Below are 16,204 nucleotides of genomic sequence, written 5' to 3'. Positions count from 1 at the left end.
TACGACCAACCAGGTAGATGGCTGATTGCAACTCGCCTGAAGCGCGTACATACCACCCGCTATGAGTCGTTTTCTCGTGGTTCGCCTGGCGGTTGGCTGGCTGTTTATTAACTTGCTTAGTTGCCAGTCTTCGCACAATCGTTTAAACCCACAAGCGCCGAAAGAGGCCTATAACACCACCGAAATGGAAGTCCGTAACGAACGCTTTCTGTCAACCGTGCATGTTCCTGTATCCATTGCGTTGGGGGATGTGGAGCGGCAGATAAACGCGCAGGTCAATGGTCTGATCTACGAAGACAACAGTCTGGAAGATAACAACAACGACAACTTTATGACGAAGGTCTGGAAGCGGGGAACGATTATCGTGAATGCTCAGGATAGCCTTTTTCATTTCGTAGTTCCGTTAAAAATCTGGGCAAAAGCGGGCGTTTCGGCGTTAGGATTCACGCAATACAAAGAAACTGAGTTTGAGATTGACCTTCGGTTCAAAACCAAGTTCGACCTGGAGCGCGATTGGTCTGTTCATACCCAGACGCAGGGTGACGGGTATGGCTGGGTACGTCGGCCTACGGTGAGTTTCGTGGGACTAAATATCCCGATCACGAATATTGTCGGGCGACTGATCGACAAGAATTTAAGCAGCATTACTAAGACGCTGGATCAGCAGATTCGTCGCAACGTTGACCTTCGAACACCGGTATTAAAGGCCTGGAATACCCTACGCGAACCGTACCTTGTTTCGGAGAAATACCGGACATATCTGCAAGTCGTGCCGAAACGTATTCTGATCACACCGCTCCGCTTCGAAGGACGGACTATCCGGTCTACAATTGGTATCGAAGGTTATACCCTCACGACAACGGGCGCAAAGCCCGACGTGCGCCCGGCAGTTTCATTGCCCGATCTGACCGTTGTGCCGCAGGTGAAAGACGATTTCCAGATTGGACTGCTCAGTGAAGCCAGTTATCAGGAAGCCGCTCGAATTGCCTCGGAGGAGTTCGTCGGCAAAACGTTTTCGTTCAACAATGACCGGTACAGCGTCACGATCTCCAGCATGGAAATGTATGGTCAGAATGAAAATCTCATCATCAAAGCGGGCCTGAAAGGAACGGTCAATGGCGACATCTATCTCAAAGGCCAGCCTTATTACGATCCGCAAAGCCAGACGATTTCGTTGAGGGATCTAAAGTATGACCTTGACACGCGCAACATCCTTCAGCAATCGGCTAGCTGGCTGCTAAAGGGAACACTCGCCCGGACGCTGGAAAAGCAACTAACCATTCCGGTGGGTTCGCAGATCGCTGAAATGCAGAAGTTACTTCAGGAGAAGTTGAAGAATAATCAGTTAGCAAAAGGTGTTGTGATAAACGGACGGATTGACGAAATCAAACCAGATCAGGTTTATCTGACACCCACTGCTATACTGGCTGTTGTGAATGCCCGTGGTCAGATAAACGTAAAAGTAGACGGCTTGCAGTAGTTAAATAAGGTCTGATACGCCGGGTGAGATGCCCTGGCTGGTTGGTGATAAACCGACTGGCCAGGGCATCTTTTTTAGCAATGACTGGCGTGCCGGAATAAACGCTCACCGCCAAAAATTCATAGGTTGTCGGGTTGACGCATAGTATGCCTCATTTGTAATAAATTCGATGTATTATCTAGATATCTTAAAAATGTATGGTATATACGACATATTTATTTAATAAAGACTGTACTATTTGTAAAATGCAATTTAATATTCGGTTTAGTCATTAAATAGCGGCAGTACTAAGTAGTAATACTTATAAAATACTTGATTTGAATCAGTTAAATTCTGTCCTTGTAATTGTATTATTCTTTTATGAGTGGCTTAGAAATATACTAGCGTGTTAGTTTCGGTGTTGCAATAAGAATCACATATACAAAAGATAATTTCATTTGTAAGGCTACAATTGCAACATAGTACGGCATAAAGGTGCTTTATTGAACTAATTGATTAGGATAGATTATTTTCTAAACTAGAAAATGGTTATAATTTTTTCTATGTTAAAATTTGCTTTAGAATTTAAGGCACCTACTTTTGTGAAAGAGACTTCTGAGTACTATAGCCTAATTGATTTGATTAATTTATGAGGAAAGTTTTACTATTGAGCTTCCTTCTGGTATGCTCAACCTGGGCGTTGACCTGGGCGCAAGGACGGACGGTTACGGGTAAGGTAACTTCTGCTGAAGATGGTACCACGCTTCCCGGCGTGTCCGTAGTTGTCAAAGGAACCACAGTCGGCGCTGTCACCGATGGTAACGGGAGTTATTCAATTTCTGCTCCGGCAAAAGGAGCGTTGGTTTTTTCCTTTATTGGTATGGCTTCGAAAGAAGTTGAGATCGGTGCCAGTTCAGTAATCGACGTTATACTAACGACCGATACAAAGCAACTCTCCGAAGTGGTTGTAACCGGAGTTGGTGTCGCCACTGATAAGCGGAAGATCGCGATCTCGGTTGAATCAGTTTCCGGTAAAGATTTACCCCAAACGCCCTCGGCTTCGGTTGACCAGGCTCTGATCGGTAAAATTCCCGGCGCGCAAATCACCAGCCGGAGTGGTACACCCGGTGCCGACGTTAATATTCTGTTGCGGGGTATCAACACCATCAACCGGGGAACCCAGCCTATGATCCTGATCGACGGGATTCAGATGGGAGCGACCAGTCTGCAAACCATCGATCTGAACTCGATTGAGCGCGTTGAAGTGGTACAGGGAGCCGCTGCCGCTACCATTTACGGTGCGCAGGGTGCCAATGGCGTTATTCAATTATTTACCAAAAAGGGTAAGAACGGACAGCTAAATATTGATTTCTCGTCCAGCATTGCCCAAAATACCTTTCTGAACAATGGTGGCGTCAGCAAAGCCCAATACCACGCGTTTGCTACCGATGCCAGCAACAACATTATCGGTTCATCGGGCAGACCAATCGTATATGATGCCGTCAATGGGATTTATTCGGAGAACGTACAATACAACTCGATTGATCCAACTGCAACCAACAGCAAACCGTACGACGCTAATCTGAAATACCACGATCACTTTGCGTATTTCTTCAAGCCAGCGAATACGACCAACAATAGTATTGCGATCACCGGTGGTAGTCAGAAAGCCGATTTCGGTTTGTCTGTTTCCAACAGCCATCAGGAAAGTAACATCCGGGACAACGGTTACTGGGACCGGAGCAACTTGTCGGCTAACATTGGTGCGCAGTTAGCCAAAGGGCTGACCCTGCGGTCAATCACTCAGCTTGCCTACACGAAGAGTACGCTCAAATCACTGGACCGGACCATTCTGTACAACCTGCTGAATGCGTATCCATTGGCTGATTTCGACCTGACAACCACCGACGGTTCTATTCCGCTGAATATGAACCAGACCATCGGTATCAATGCGTCGAACCCATCGTATCGTCAGGCGTACACCCGCAACAACGACAATAAGGTTGACATCATTCAGAACCTGAACCTGAATTATAAATTCCCGAAATACGTTGACCTGGATCTGAAATACGGACTAAACTACCAGACCCAAAACCGCGATCTAGAGTATCTTAACCAGGCTAATAATGCCAATAATAAGTATTGGATCACGCAGGGATCGGTTAACTTCATTACTAACAGTTATAATGGTTCTAACTTTAACTCCACAAATACGGGAGATTTAACGAAGTATACGAATAGTAAAGTATTCCAGAACTTCCTGGCGACGGCTACAGCTACCTTCGATTTTAAAGAAGACTTTCATTTGAATCTTCCCATCCGATCGACGACACAGGCCCTGTTCGACTGGCGGAATAGCCAGATAAAAGAATACACTAGTGCGGGCATTGGCCTTCCAGCCGCTTATTCTCCGTACAATGCAGCTAACACAACCTCGTGGCGGGTGTATCGCGATTATGTAGAGCCGTTCATTACGTACGGGTATCTAGTGAACCAACGGTTTGAAATTGGCGACTTTGCGGGTTTCTCGGGCGGTTTCCGGAGTGACTATTCCTCTGCGTTCGGTCAAGGTTCTAAACCCTTTACCTTCCCGCGTGGTGATGCTTACCTGCGTTTGTCGGCCCTGAAATTCTGGCAGAACAGCACCGTTAACGGGTTTCTTCCTGAGCTAAAACTACGGGCGGCTTACGGTCAGGCCGGTATCCAGCCGCAGCCGTTTGACCGGTACGTGACCATCACCCCCACGACGGTAGGCAACACAACGGCATTCTATTACGCCAACCAGCAGCCAAATCCAGCGCTAGGGGTGGAGGTATCGGAAGAACTGGAAATCGGGACCGACATGGTATTCAGCTTATTTAAGGGTAGCAGCTGGTTGAACGCCATTGCGCTGTCGGCTACGTACTGGGACCGGAAAACAAAAGACGCCATTTACCAGATTGATGTAGCGCCTTCTATTGGTCTGGGTAAGCTAACGGATAATGCATTCACACTGGGTTCGAATGGCCTTCAGATGTCGTTAAATTCGACGGTTTATCAGGGGTCGAATCTTAAATGGAATACGACCGTCAACTTTGGTAAGCAATCATCGCAGATCATTGCGGTTCGGGGCGATGCACCAATTATTGTCACGTCCAACGCCGGAAGCACAAACTACGTCCTGAAAGCTGGTGAAAAAATCGGTCAGCTATACGGTTACAAAACCATCCACGATGTCGATGCACGGGATGCCAATGGCAATCCGTTTATCGCCACGGCGGATCAGGAAAATTATACCTTGGCCAGCAACGGATACGTGGTTAACAAAGCCACGAAGCAGCCTTACTTCACGGCGGACAAGTTTAGCTTCGGTGATCCAAACCCGAAATTTAACATGTCGTTCATCAACGATGTGACGTTCAAGAGCTTCCTGACGTTCGGCGTTCAATTTGACTGGGTAAACGGTAACCACCTGTACAACCAGACCAAAGAGTGGATGTATCGGGATGGTATCCACAGTGATTACACAAAACCCTTCACGATTGATGGACAGACGGGTGCCTGGACGGCTTTCTATCGGGGTGTCTATGCGCAACGGACCGCCAACGGAACCAAAGATTATTTCTACGAAGACGCATCGTTCCTACGGCTGAGGAATATTTCGGTCGGTATTGATTTCGCGAAAGTGTTCAAGATTCCGGCTGTCAAAAGACTGCAACTGGTGCTGTCGGGACGTAACCTCTGGACGCTTACCAAGTACACCGGTTTCGATCCTGAAATCAGCTCAGGAACGTCGAACTCGGCCTGGGACAGAGGAACTGACCATAGCACGATGCCGAACTTCAAGTCGTACCAGGCTTCTTTAAACTTTGGCTTTTAAAGAAACCCATTCCCAAACTGACCGTATGAATAAGTTAAAAATACTTGCCTTAACGCTGGCTTTCTCAGGCTTTATGGCATCTTGTAAAGAACAATTAGACGTTAAGAACCCTAACCAGCCGTCGTCACCGGCCCTGAAAACGGAAACGGGTCTGGTCTCTTTCGGCGAAGGCTTTTATATCACGGGTTTTAAAGATGTAAAATACTATGATGGCGTACCGGGTTATTTCTGGTCGGGGGCCATTGGCAATCACGAACTGATGGGCGACGTGATCGGGACGGATATTGCTAACGTCTTTATCAACCAGATCGGTGCGCCGAATCAGATTACGCTCGACGACGGTACGGTGTTGCTTAATCCGAACTCACCCAATAAGCAGATCGATTTTATCCGGATTACGGCGAACGTCAACTCGACGGGCTTCCAGAACTCGACCTACTACGAGTGGGCATACATGTACAACATGAACAATGCCGCCAACACGATTCTGTCTAACATTGACGCGGTAACGTTTACGGGAGCTGCTGACACGAAGAAGGGCGTGTTGAAAGCGTGGGCCTATTGGTGGAAAGGGTACGCGTACTCCCGGATTGGCTCCATGTATTATGCCGGTATTATCAATGATAAGGCCAATGGCGAAGCCCTGAACGGTACAAACGGCAATTATGTGTCTAAAGAGACGATGATCGCCGAAGCAAACAAAAACCTCGATGCGGCTGCTACCATTCTGGCTAGCTTAACGGTTAATACGGATTACACAGCAACGATGGAAGGGCTTATCCCAAGCTTTAACCGGGTCGGTAGAGGGGGCGTCTTGACACCCGCGATGTGGCAACGGAATATCAATACCATGAAAGCCCGGAACCTCCTGGTTAATACCCGCGTCAGTGGGATGACGGCTGCGCAATGGGCCGACATCATTACTCTGACTACAAACGGGATTCAGGCGTCTGATTTTGTCTTTACGGGTCGGTCAAACACAACGGGCGATTTCCTGTCTCCGACTGCCGGGACCGTTTCTGCGAAAACCACCGGAGCGAACAACACCTATAAAATCACCGAGCGCCTGATTCAGGATTTCAAGACGGGTGACCTTCGTTTTACCAATAACTTTAGACGAAGAACGGCTCCCTACATCGGTGAAGCGTCGCGGGGTAACTCGTTTTTTACCCGCTATGACCTGATCAATCGAGGGGCTGCCGGTTCGGAAGGCAGTACGTCTGTCATCACGTATTCAAACTTGAATGCGGGCGGGTATGAATTGTATCTGGCCAGTTCGTACGAAGAAAACCAGTTGATGAAAGCCGAAGCCTTGATCAATACCGGCAAAATCGAAGATGGCCTTGCCCTGATCGACGAAGTTCGCAAATTTCAAGGCGCTGGTTTGCCCGCCGTTGCCGGAACAAACCTGTCGCTGGACGTTGCTAAAGAAGAACTACGGCGCGAACGACGTGTCGGTCTGCTGTTCCGCGCCCTGTCTTTCTACGATGCCCGGCGCTGGGGTTTGCTGGAAACTGGTCGCAAAGGGGCTGTTGCGCTGAGCCGTACCGGCGCTGTCAGCACGAACGCCACCATCAATTACGGCTACCTGGATTACTGGGATGTGCCCGACAACGAAATTGTCTATAATCCACCGGCAAGCGGAAGTGCACCGACGAAAAATCCGAAGACCAATTAAGGAGTCAAATCGATCGTCTTTAAGGTGTGTTGGAGAAGGGGGTGTTTCATATGCCATATCTTCGAGATACGGCATATGAAACACCCCCTTCTCCAACATAAAACCCCAAATGAAAAGAATGATCAGTTGAGAAACCGGCGGGATGGGTGTACCTTTGTCCGACCTGAACAATACGAGTTGGCTTATCGCGGCTGAGCAATCAGATGAGGAAAGTCCGGGCAGCGCAGAGCACCTTACTTCCTAACGGGAAGGCGGACGGCTGGGAACGGCCGTTCGACAGCTAGTGTCACAGAAAATATACCGCCGAAAGGTAAGGGTGAAAAGGTGGGGTAAGAGCCTACCGCCCAACGGGTGACCGGTGGGGCAGGATAAACCTTAGGGGCTGAAAGACCAAATAAGCGTCGGATGTGGGGCGGCTCGTTCCCGTTTCGGAGCAATCCGAATGCCGACGCGGGTAGGTCGAACGAGGTGGCCGGTGACGACCATCCTAGATAAATGATAAGCCATCTGGCCGAGCTAATAAGCTTTGCTGGAGGACAGAACCCGGCTTATAGACTCGTATTGCACAGGTATTTTACAGAGAAGCGGATAAGTATTTAGAAATGTAAGATTTATATGCATTTCTAAATACTTTTTTTGTACCTTTGCGGCCACGTTTTACGCGGGGGACGCGTCCCCCATCAAAACCAACAAGCACAAATGGCTGTTAAAATCCGTTTATCGCGTCGTGGACGCAAAAGAATGGCGATATACGACATCGTCGTGGCTGAATCAACATCGCCCCGTGATGGCCGGTTCATCGAGAAAATCGGTTCGTATAACCCCAACACCGACCCTGCAACGGTTGTATTGAAATCGGAGCGGGCCGTACATTGGCTTCTGGTAGGTGCTCAACCAACCGACACAACCCGTTCGGTATTGTCGCACGAAGGCATCATGTACCGCAAGCACCTGCAAGTTGGTGTCAACAAAGGCGCTATCTCGCAGGAACAGGCTGACGAAAAATTCAGTACCTGGAAAGAAGACAAAGAAAATCGTAAGGCAGGTGCTGCTGAAACCAAAACGCAAACGAAAGAGCAGGCTCGTGCCGCTCGTCTGGATGCGGAGAAAAAGGTTAACGAAGCGCGCGCTGAAGCGATTGCCAAAAAGAACAAAGTTGAAGAACCTGTTGCCGAGGCTCCTGCTGAAGAAGCACCCGCTGCGGAAACGGCTGCACCCGAAGAAACACCGGCTGCGGAATAGTTTTTCGACCGTCTCGGCGGTTTGTAAATCTGTAAGTAAGAGCCTGTTCATAAGTGGACAGGCTTTTTCTGTAAACAACGTAGCGGGATGGCTTTCCGGTGGAAAGCCGTATTTTTGCTGCAAAAATGGGGCTTCGTGGCCGCGTTACTTATGACTAAAGACGATTGCTATCAGCTAGGCCATATCACCAAGACGCACGGCGTCAGTGGTGAGTTAGTGCTTTATTTAGACGTTGACAATCCCGATGAGTATGCCGATCTTGAGTCGGTTTTGCTCGAAGTAAAGGGGGAGTTGATTCCTTATTTTATTGAATCCATCGCTATCGTGAAAGGTAGCCGGGCGATTGTGGCCTTCGAAGACATCGATACCATTGAGCAGGCCGAACGACTCATCAACTGCGGAGCGTTTTTGCCTCTTGATGAACTGGAGCCGATTACGGACGAAACCCGCTTTTACTTCCACGAGATCGTCGGCTATCAAATTGTTGATGAGAAAGAAGGCTCGCTGGGTACCGTTCGGGGCGTTTACGCCATGAATGCGCAGGACCTGATTGCTATGGATTACCTCGGCAAAGAGGTGCTGATTCCCATCAATAGCGATATCGTTCGCACGGTTGATCGGACCAATCAGAAGTTAAACGTTGCGCTTCCGGACGGACTGCTGGCGATTTACATGGAAGAAGACAGCAACGAAAAGCCGGAAGTTGACGGAGATCAAGATCATACCGATGAGGATTGATATTATAACCTGTCTGCCGCGTCTGCTCGATAGCTTTTTTGGCCATTCTATTTTGCAACGAGCCCAACAGGGAGGATATGTAGAAGTAGTCGTCCATGACCTGCGCGATTTTACGGCGGATAAGCATCGGCGGGTAGATGATTATGCGTTCGGTGGGGGCGCGGGGATGGTGATGCAGATCGAACCGATTGCCACTTGCATCCGGTCGCTACAGGAGCAACGGACCTACGACGAGATCATTTACATGACGCCCGACGGCGAGCGACTGAACCAGCAGACGGCTAACTCCTTATCGCTGCGCCAGAACCTGATCATTCTTTGCGGTCATTACAAAGGCGTTGATGAACGTGTTCGGGAAATGTTCATCACGAAAGAAATCAGTATCGGTGATTACGTATTGTCGGGTGGCGAACTGGCTGCGGCTGTTTTATCTGATGCTATCATCCGGCTTCTGCCGGGTGTGCTGAATGACGAAACCTCGGCACTGACCGATTCGTTTCAGGATAATTTATTAGCTCCTCCCGTGTATACCCGCCCGGCAGAGTTTGAAGGACATCGAGTGCCGGACATCCTGCTGTCCGGCCATGAAGCTAAAATTGACGAGTGGCGGCATGAACAGGCGTTGGCCCGTACGCGCGCCCGACGCCCGGATTTATTAGACTAACAGAAACAAAAACAAATGCCGTATCTCCAAGATACGGCATTTGTTTTTGTTTCTGGTTTACTCCACCGGATGTGAACTGACGATCTTGCAATCGCAACGTTTGGTACCCGCAGGCAATGTAACGGGTTTGTCGAAGCTGCTGTTGGGCAACAATGTTCGCGAAAACGTAGTGAACTTCTCTTTCAATTGATTGCCTGATTCATCGAAAGCCTCAATCTTGACGGAGATGTCGTCGTGCGAGCGTGACGACAAGTTCTTTACGACGACATTGACCGTTGAGGTGACTAACACGTTATCAACGTCAGAGCAGTCAACCGCTAAGTCAATGGTTTGCGTCTTGAAAGAAGTGTTGTTGTACTGCGAAAAAAAGTAGATCGCAATGCCACCGATGACCAGAACAATCAGGACAAGTCTTATCAATGCTTTCATAAACCACGTGGTTACGGATTACCGGATTCTTCGCGTAATCGCTCCTCTTCTTTTTCCCGACGCTTTCGTTCCCTACGCTCCTGGCGTAATTGTTTACGCGTTTTCACGGTATCCGTTGGTGCTGTTTCGCCAGGAAAAGGAGTATTACTTTCGGGTTGAACCGTTGGCTGTTCGTCCGTCCGGTTATTATCCCGGTCGCTTTTGGAGCCTTTAAACAGCCGCCGGAAGAAATTACCAATTCCATTTCCTTCGTCATTCTCCACGTCGATTCCATCAATGGGTTCGGTCATCAGGCTATCGGTCTGATACAGAGAATCAACCGGTGCAATCTGACGACGTAGTCCTTCCCGTAGCCGAACGTTGTAGAAGCCATAGGCTCCCGAATCGGGAGCAGTTAAGCCACGGCGCGCCATAATCCTGCCGATAAGTCGGAAGTAACCGCGTACGTTACGAGCCTGGAGTGACCCATCGGGCAGAAACCAATCGAGCGCGCGCTTAGGGCGAGGAACGACAAAGGCGAGGAAAATACTTTCGCCTAAATTCAGATCGGCGGGTCGTTTGGAAAAATAGTACCGGGCCGCTTCGCCAATACCGTAAATATTGCGTCCCCACTCGATGATGTTCAGATAAACTTCGTACATCCGCTCCTTGGAGATGATGCGCTCGTTTTCGATAAGCCAGACGATGAGAATCTCTTCGACCTTGCGCGACAGCGTTTTGTTGCGGTTCAGGAAGGCATTTTTTACGAGCTGCATGGAAATCGTACTCGCTCCTCGTTTGAATGATTTTTCCTTGAAATTCGTCGCAATCGACACCCGGAACGCTTTCTCGTTGAAGCCTTTGTGCGTAAAGAAATTATAGTCTTCCGAGGTTAGCAGAGCGTTCCGCAGGTCGGGCGAGATCTGGTTCAGGGGTGTGTAATCCGGATTGTCGGGACCAACGACAATATCCCGAACGGGTTTGTCTTTTTCGTACGGGGTATAAATGAACGGCTGATTGATAATCGTAAAGTCCGTCCGTCCCATCTTTAGGATCTTGAACCCTTCCTGAGTTAAACCCGACTCAAATTTTACGGAATCGGGCAGCGAAGTGTCCAACTGAAACACCATATCGTATTTCAATTTACCTGCCACCTGCATACCTTCCAGCGATTCGAATAGCCCTTGCGGAAACGAATTAAAGACAGCCTGCGCATCTTGTTGGTCGGTGTGCAGCTGTACTTCGTACATTTTTGCTGGTTTCAGCGTGTATTTAACGAAAGGTCGTGCGCTGGCCTCGCCCAGCCGAAGAACCGACGAGCTATCAACTCCTACGTAATTTTCGCCCACAAACAGATTGGCATCCATCGAAGCCTGCGGAACAAGCACATCGGTGCGAGCAATAGCCGGGTGGTTAATACGCAGATTACGAACCGAGCCGACCCCTTCCAGACGAAACTCATCGCCTGCGCGGTCTACATCGCGCAGTTGTGCCCGCACGGTGTCGGCTTGCAGCTTTAGGTTAAAGCGTTTTTGAATGTAAGCCAGTTCAAGCGGTTTACCATCCGCATACAACGCCAGATCATACTCACGATCCGCCGGATCGGCAGTGCCCGTAACGTGCCAGGTGGCTTCGTTCCCGTTGAGCTTCAGCGTTGACGCCACCACTTCATCGTTGATCGAAGCCGTTTGGGTAAGTAAACTGAGTCTGGTTTTATTCTCGATCCCCCGAAATTCTAAATTGCTGATATTTAGATCGTCAGGAATTTTTGAGAGGATATTATCAATGAGGTTTTCGGCGACATTGGATAGATCCGCCCGCCGACTACTTTCCTTTTTCGTTGAATCGCGACTCCGGCGAAGCAGAAAATCGATGTTTGTCAGCGAGTCGCGCTTAACGACCTGCACCAGGCCGTTTTCCAGCGTCATGCCTGACAATCCAATTTTACCGGCCAGAAGGGGCCAGAACCGGACGGCCACTTCCACGCGCTGGATGCGAGCAAGGCTGTCGCGCTCTTCGGGAACAACCGATATATCCGTAAAAGCCACCGAACTCAGACCCGTGAATTTGGCCGAGCCAATCCGAACGTCGAGATTATAATCTCGCTTCGCTTTGCGAATGGCCCGCTCAAGACCGGATTTGAGTAAGCTCTCGCGTTTAACGTAGGCGATAACCGCTCCTACACAGCCGATCAAAAATATACTTAGAAATACCCAGCCAGCAATTCTGATGGCTTTACGTTGACGATACGTCATGCTTTGTCACTATGCTCGAACTGCAAAGATAGTTTTTTTGTGATGGGGCAGGGCGTATGGAGCCGGGACTTTTAGAAACCGGCTCCATACGCCCTGGTTTGTGCGTATTGACTAAAAATCCAGATGACAGTTGGTCCATCCATCATCGAACCGGGTTCCGAACTGCTGATAAAAACCGATGGCGGGCTTGTTCCAGTCCAGAACCTGCCACATCATACCGGTACAATGCGTCTCGCGGGCCATCTCGATGGTTGCGTCTAAGAGCAGCTTCCCGATGCCGTACCCCCGGAAATCTTCGGTAACGATGATGTCTTCCAGATAAAGCCGCTTGCCTTTCCAGGTCGAGTACCGGAAATAATACAACGCGATACCAACGATTTTCTGACTTTCGGATTCTTCGGCGACAAGCAGTCCGAAGAGCGGGTTTGCGCCAAAACCGTCGTCGGCCATCTGCTCGGCGGTGTTCGAGACCTGATCAGCGGCTAACTCGTAAACGGCAAGTTCGGTAACTAAGGCAAAAGCCTGCGGAACGTCGGCACGGGTGCCGGGGCGGATAGAAATCATGGAGGAAGTGTGCGTGAAAGGTGATGGGTACTTGTTTTAAGAATGCGTGAACACGCTAAGTTAATGCCTCAGTCTTCATCAACCATCATTTTCTTCCGCCATTTATCAAGTACAGACCGAAAATCGTCGGGAAGTTCGGAGGTGAACTGAAGCCACTCGTGGGTGCGGGGGTGAATGAAGCCAAGCGACTTTGCGTGTAAGGCTTGCCGGGGCAGCAACTTAAACCCATTCTCGACAAAGGCTTTGTAACTGCCAACCGGATTGCCCCGCAGAATGCGGTCGCCCCCGTACATTGCGTCGTTAAACAGCGGATGGCCGATGTGTTTCATATGTGCCCGGATCTGGTGCGTGCGACCTGTTTCCAGATTACACTGAACCAGTGCGACGTATTGCAATTGCTCCAGCGTCTTGTAATGCGTGACAGCCCATTTACCTTTGGTTTCGTCGTCATAAATCACCTGTACCTTGCGGTCTTTCACGCTCCGGCCAATGTAACCCGTAATGGTGCCGTCGGTTGGATTGGGCAGACCCCAGACGAGTGCGTTATAGGTCCGTTCGATGCTGTGATCAAAAAATTGCCGGGCCAGGTGAGTCATGGCGTATTCGGTTTTGGCGATGACCATTAGCCCCGACGTGTCTTTGTCGATGCGGTGAACCAAACCGGGTCTAATGTTTCCATTCCGGGATGTGGGGAGATTCTGAAAGTGATACACCAGGGCGTTGACCAGCGTACCGTCCCAGTTGCCGTGAGCAGGGTGTACGACCATACCCGCCGGTTTATTGAGGACTAACAGTTCGTCATCTTCAAAAACGATGTTGAGCGGAATGTTTTCCGGCTTAATATCGGTGTCGCGGGGCGGGTGGGGCAACGAGATCGTAATGACATCCGCCGGTTTGATCTTGTAGCTGGCCTTCGTGATTCGACCGTTCACGCGGACCGATTCAACGTCGATAGCCGCCTGAATTTTGGTACGCGTCGCATTCTGTAGCCGATCCATCAAGAACCGATCAATGCGCAACAAACTCTGGCCTTTATCAACCACAATGCGGTGATGTTCGTATAATTCGTCGTCTTCGGGTAAGTCGTCTTCCGTTTCCGCTACCATTTTCTCAGATTTGCAGTCATGCCGGGGAGTAAAGCGTATTGCTCTCCGGCGATTAACCCACAAAAATACGGATTATGGACGAACTTGCCCGGCAACTGTCGCAATTAGCTGGTAACTCGCCGGTGCAACTGCTTTCCGACCCATTTCCTGAACCCGTTGGTATTCGGTTGCTGCTGAAACGTGACGACTTGCTGCATCCGCTGGTATCGGGCAATAAATGGCGTAAGCTAAAATACAACCTGCTCGAAGCGCGAAAGCAAGGCTTCGACACCTTGCTGACCTTTGGTGGAGCGTATTCAAATCATTTGTACGCGACCGCTGCTGCCGGAAACGTGTTCGGATTCAAGACGATTGGTGTTGTACGCGGGGAGGAGCTAGCCAATGTACCCCGAAATTCTACGCTGCTGTTCTGCGAATCGTGCGGTATGGACGTGCAGTTTGTCAGTCGTGCGGAGTACCGACGGAAAGAGGACTCCGCTTACCTGCTCAGCCTGACAGATCGCTTTGGACCCTGCTATGTGTTGCCTGAGGGTGGAACGAATGAGTTGGCGATGCGCGGTGCGTCAGAAATCATGCCGGAACTGATTGCTCAATTGGGAAATGGCCCCGACTACGTTTGCTGTTCGGTTGGCACGGGCGGTACGGTCGGCGGACTGGTTCAATCGGCCCCATCCGAAACAACCGTAGTTGGGTTTCTGGCGCTCAACGCATCCGACTTTCGATTGCCTTTTGAGAGAGAAACCCACCTAAATTTCCGTCTGGATAATCAATACGCCTTCGGGGGGTATGCGCGGACAACACCCGAACTGCTTCACTTTATCCGGCAATTTGAACGAAAGACAGGTGTGCTACTGGAACAGGTCTACACCGGAAAGATGCTGTACGGCATTTACGACCTGGCTCGGCAAGGCTTTTTCCCCGAAGGAGCAGCCGTTGTGGCTATTCACACGGGTGGGCTACAAGGCCGCAGCCTGGAACTGGACCGTTCCGAAAAATAAGCGCCGGAGATCAGGGTTGTACAGCCGCCCGGCGAAGGCGGTCGTTCATCGCCCAGCCCAATCCCTGGTTCGGAAGCGGTTCGGCATAGATCATTTCTACGGGTAAACTGTCCAGAGTACGCAGGTGGGCAAACAGGTTTTTAGCCGCTTCATTCAAATCGCCGGTGGGCGACAGCACGCGTTGGTGATCGGGCTGAATCCCGCCAAACGGTTCGCGAAACACCAATGCGCCCGCTTTGTCGTGGAATGGCGGTGTTTCGCCGGGTTGCAGCAGCACCAGCGGTTTGCGCGGAGCATAATGACTGCTCAACATACCGGGTGCTTTGGGGTTCGAGGTCGAATGCGTTCGTACCGCGACCGGGCCAATAACACGCTCAATCTGTTCCAGCGCCATGCCACCCAGCCGAAATACGGTAGCGGTGTTGTTTTCGAAGCCGATAATCGTTGATTCCAATCCGACACTCGCCGGACCTCCGTCCAGAATGTACGGTACCTGATCGCCTAGCTGATTGGCAACGTGCTGAGCCGTAGTCGGGCTGATGTAACCAAACGGATTGGCACTCGGGGCCGCCAGTGGAAAATCAAGCGAACGAAGCAGGTCGAGCGTAAGCGGATGATTGGGAATGCGGACAGCCACAGTCGGTAAGCCAGACGTGACCAGATCCGGAATCCGGTCGTGGCGGGGAAGAAGCAGGGTTAACGGGCCTGGCCAAAAGGTTTCCGCCAGCAACCGTGCCGGTTCGGGTATGTCGGTAACAAACTGTTCGACCTTGATCAGCGAGTCGGTATGCACAATAAGTGGGTCGAAGGCTGGCCGGTTTTTGACCCGAAAAATGGTCAGTACGGCGTCGGGATTGAGGGCATTACCGGCTAATCCGTAAACCGTTTCGGTTGGAATGCCAACCACATTGCCTGCTTCTAAAAATTGGGTTGCTACGTGAATATCCGTGCCAATCTGCGTCATAGCCGCAAAATTACGAATATTTTGGGCAGATACCTTTGCTGACGAAACAGACTATAATGACTGGAATCGTAACTATCTTTGTCGAAAAAAGGACAGCCATGAATGAGCGGTTTAAAGTATGGCTTAAGCGCGTTGGTTGGCTGGGCTTCTTGTTTTTTCTAATCAAAGGACTACTCTGGCTCCTGATTCCGTACCTGATAGCCAAAGGCGTTTTTTCAAAATAAATCGCTTGGCATATTCGGTTTATGACAAGTTAGGCTGCTCTTAAT

The 16,204-nt window shown here is 50.0% G+C and carries 13 protein-coding genes and 1 other RNA gene; 9 read left to right on the top strand and 5 right to left on the bottom strand.

Annotated features, from left to right (window positions below; genetic code table 11):
• Window positions 1–61 precede the first annotated feature (61 nt).
• From M0L20_RS21625 to trmD, 7 genes are all read left to right on the top strand, one after another.
• Window positions 62–1,480 carry a DUF4403 family protein gene (locus M0L20_RS21625; RefSeq protein ID WP_248478984.1) on the top strand — a complete coding sequence of 473 codons (1,419 nt, stop codon included), beginning with the start codon at window positions 62–64 and terminating at the stop codon, window positions 1,478–1,480.
• A 628-nt stretch (window positions 1,481–2,108) separates the two neighbouring features.
• Window positions 2,109–5,318 carry a SusC/RagA family TonB-linked outer membrane protein gene (locus tag M0L20_RS21620; RefSeq protein ID WP_248478983.1) on the top strand — a complete coding sequence of 1,070 codons (3,210 nt, stop codon included), beginning with the start codon at window positions 2,109–2,111 and terminating at the stop codon, window positions 5,316–5,318.
• Window positions 5,319–5,343: 25 nt separating this feature from the next.
• On the top strand, window positions 5,344–6,996 hold the full coding sequence (locus M0L20_RS21615) for a RagB/SusD family nutrient uptake outer membrane protein (protein ID WP_248478982.1): 1,653 nt from the start codon (window positions 5,344–5,346) through the stop codon (window positions 6,994–6,996).
• A 169-nt stretch (window positions 6,997–7,165) separates the two neighbouring features.
• Window positions 7,166–7,563: RNase P RNA component class A (gene rnpB, locus M0L20_RS21610), an RNA gene on the top strand.
• Window positions 7,564–7,695: 132 nt separating this feature from the next.
• Window positions 7,696–8,238 (top strand): 30S ribosomal protein S16, encoded by a 543-nt coding sequence (locus tag M0L20_RS21605; protein WP_232558675.1) that lies wholly within the window; start codon window positions 7,696–7,698, stop codon window positions 8,236–8,238.
• A 150-nt stretch (window positions 8,239–8,388) separates the two neighbouring features.
• Window positions 8,389–8,976: a ribosome maturation factor RimM gene (rimM, locus tag M0L20_RS21600; protein ID WP_232562857.1), complete on the top strand. Its 588-nt coding sequence runs from the start codon at window positions 8,389–8,391 to the stop codon at window positions 8,974–8,976.
• Entirely contained in the window at window positions 8,966–9,640 is a 675-nt protein-coding gene (gene trmD, locus M0L20_RS21595) for a tRNA (guanosine(37)-N1)-methyltransferase TrmD (RefSeq protein WP_232558674.1), read from the top strand. The genes rimM and trmD overlap by 11 nt, the downstream gene beginning before the upstream one ends.
• Before the next feature lie 57 nt (window positions 9,641–9,697).
• On the opposite strand, the gene M0L20_RS21590 is transcribed toward trmD, so the two are convergent.
• The 4 genes from M0L20_RS21590 to M0L20_RS21575 all read right to left on the bottom strand — a co-directional run bounded on the left by M0L20_RS21590 (window position 9,698) and on the right by M0L20_RS21575 (window position 13,973).
• The gene (locus M0L20_RS21590; RefSeq protein ID WP_232558673.1) at window positions 9,698–10,069 is read right to left on the bottom strand and encodes a hypothetical protein; all 372 of its coding nucleotides are present in this window, start codon (window positions 10,067–10,069) and stop codon (window positions 9,698–9,700) included.
• A gap of 11 nt (window positions 10,070–10,080) precedes the next feature.
• Complete coding sequence (locus M0L20_RS21585; protein WP_248478981.1) at window positions 10,081–12,303, bottom strand: transglycosylase domain-containing protein; 2,223 nt, start codon at window positions 12,301–12,303, stop codon at window positions 10,081–10,083.
• A 111-nt stretch (window positions 12,304–12,414) separates the two neighbouring features.
• Window positions 12,415–12,867, bottom strand: a complete 453-nt coding sequence (locus tag M0L20_RS21580; protein WP_232558671.1) for a GNAT family N-acetyltransferase — start codon at window positions 12,865–12,867, stop codon at window positions 12,415–12,417.
• Window positions 12,868–12,935: 68 nt separating this feature from the next.
• Window positions 12,936–13,973: an RluA family pseudouridine synthase gene (locus tag M0L20_RS21575; RefSeq protein WP_232558670.1), complete on the bottom strand. Its 1,038-nt coding sequence runs from the start codon at window positions 13,971–13,973 to the stop codon at window positions 12,936–12,938.
• Between the two features lie 74 nt (window positions 13,974–14,047).
• Between M0L20_RS21575 and M0L20_RS21570 the strand changes: the two genes are divergently transcribed.
• Window positions 14,048–14,971 carry a 1-aminocyclopropane-1-carboxylate deaminase/D-cysteine desulfhydrase gene (locus M0L20_RS21570; protein ID WP_248478980.1) on the top strand — a complete coding sequence of 308 codons (924 nt, stop codon included), beginning with the start codon at window positions 14,048–14,050 and terminating at the stop codon, window positions 14,969–14,971.
• 10 nt (window positions 14,972–14,981) lie between these two features.
• Here the strand turns inward: M0L20_RS21570 and M0L20_RS21565 are convergent, their stop codons facing one another.
• Window positions 14,982–15,935, bottom strand: coding sequence for an L-threonylcarbamoyladenylate synthase (locus M0L20_RS21565; protein WP_248478979.1), 954 nt, complete (start codon window positions 15,933–15,935; stop codon window positions 14,982–14,984).
• Window positions 15,936–15,991: 56 nt separating this feature from the next.
• Here M0L20_RS21565 and M0L20_RS21560 point away from each other — a divergent pair, with 56 nt between their 5' ends.
• Window positions 15,992–16,159, top strand: coding sequence for a hypothetical protein (locus M0L20_RS21560; RefSeq protein ID WP_232562906.1), 168 nt, complete (start codon window positions 15,992–15,994; stop codon window positions 16,157–16,159).
• Window positions 16,160–16,204 lie beyond the last annotated feature (45 nt).

This window comes from Spirosoma liriopis, assembly GCF_023196085.1.
In the GTDB taxonomy this organism is placed as follows: Bacteria; Bacteroidota; Bacteroidia; order Cytophagales; family Spirosomataceae; genus Spirosoma; species Spirosoma oryzicola.
This window is presented reverse-complemented; position numbering and strand designations above follow the sequence as displayed.

Excerpts from the sequence above, each read along its gene's own strand:
- M0L20_RS21625 (WP_248478984.1), top strand. The coding sequence starts at position 62 with ATGAGTCGTTTTCTCGTGGTTCGCCTGGCGGTTGGCTGGCTGTTTATT.
- M0L20_RS21620 (WP_248478983.1), top strand. The coding sequence starts at position 2,109 with ATGAGGAAAGTTTTACTATTGAGCTTCCTTCTGGTATGCTCAACCTGG.
- M0L20_RS21615 (WP_248478982.1), top strand. The coding sequence starts at position 5,344 with ATGAATAAGTTAAAAATACTTGCCTTAACGCTGGCTTTCTCAGGCTTT.
- M0L20_RS21605 (WP_232558675.1), top strand. The coding sequence starts at position 7,696 with ATGGCTGTTAAAATCCGTTTATCGCGTCGTGGACGCAAAAGAATGGCG.
- rimM (WP_232562857.1), top strand. The coding sequence starts at position 8,389 with ATGACTAAAGACGATTGCTATCAGCTAGGCCATATCACCAAGACGCAC.
- trmD (WP_232558674.1), top strand. The coding sequence starts at position 8,966 with ATGAGGATTGATATTATAACCTGTCTGCCGCGTCTGCTCGATAGCTTT.
- M0L20_RS21590 (WP_232558673.1), bottom strand. The coding sequence starts at position 10,069 with ATGAAAGCATTGATAAGACTTGTCCTGATTGTTCTGGTCATCGGTGGC.
- M0L20_RS21585 (WP_248478981.1), bottom strand. The coding sequence starts at position 12,303 with ATGACGTATCGTCAACGTAAAGCCATCAGAATTGCTGGCTGGGTATTT.
- M0L20_RS21580 (WP_232558671.1), bottom strand. The coding sequence starts at position 12,867 with ATGATTTCTATCCGCCCCGGCACCCGTGCCGACGTTCCGCAGGCTTTT.
- M0L20_RS21575 (WP_232558670.1), bottom strand. The coding sequence starts at position 13,973 with ATGGTAGCGGAAACGGAAGACGACTTACCCGAAGACGACGAATTATAC.
- M0L20_RS21570 (WP_248478980.1), top strand. The coding sequence starts at position 14,048 with ATGGACGAACTTGCCCGGCAACTGTCGCAATTAGCTGGTAACTCGCCG.
- M0L20_RS21565 (WP_248478979.1), bottom strand. The coding sequence starts at position 15,935 with ATGACGCAGATTGGCACGGATATTCACGTAGCAACCCAATTTTTAGAA.
- M0L20_RS21560 (WP_232562906.1), top strand. The coding sequence starts at position 15,992 with ATGACTGGAATCGTAACTATCTTTGTCGAAAAAAGGACAGCCATGAAT.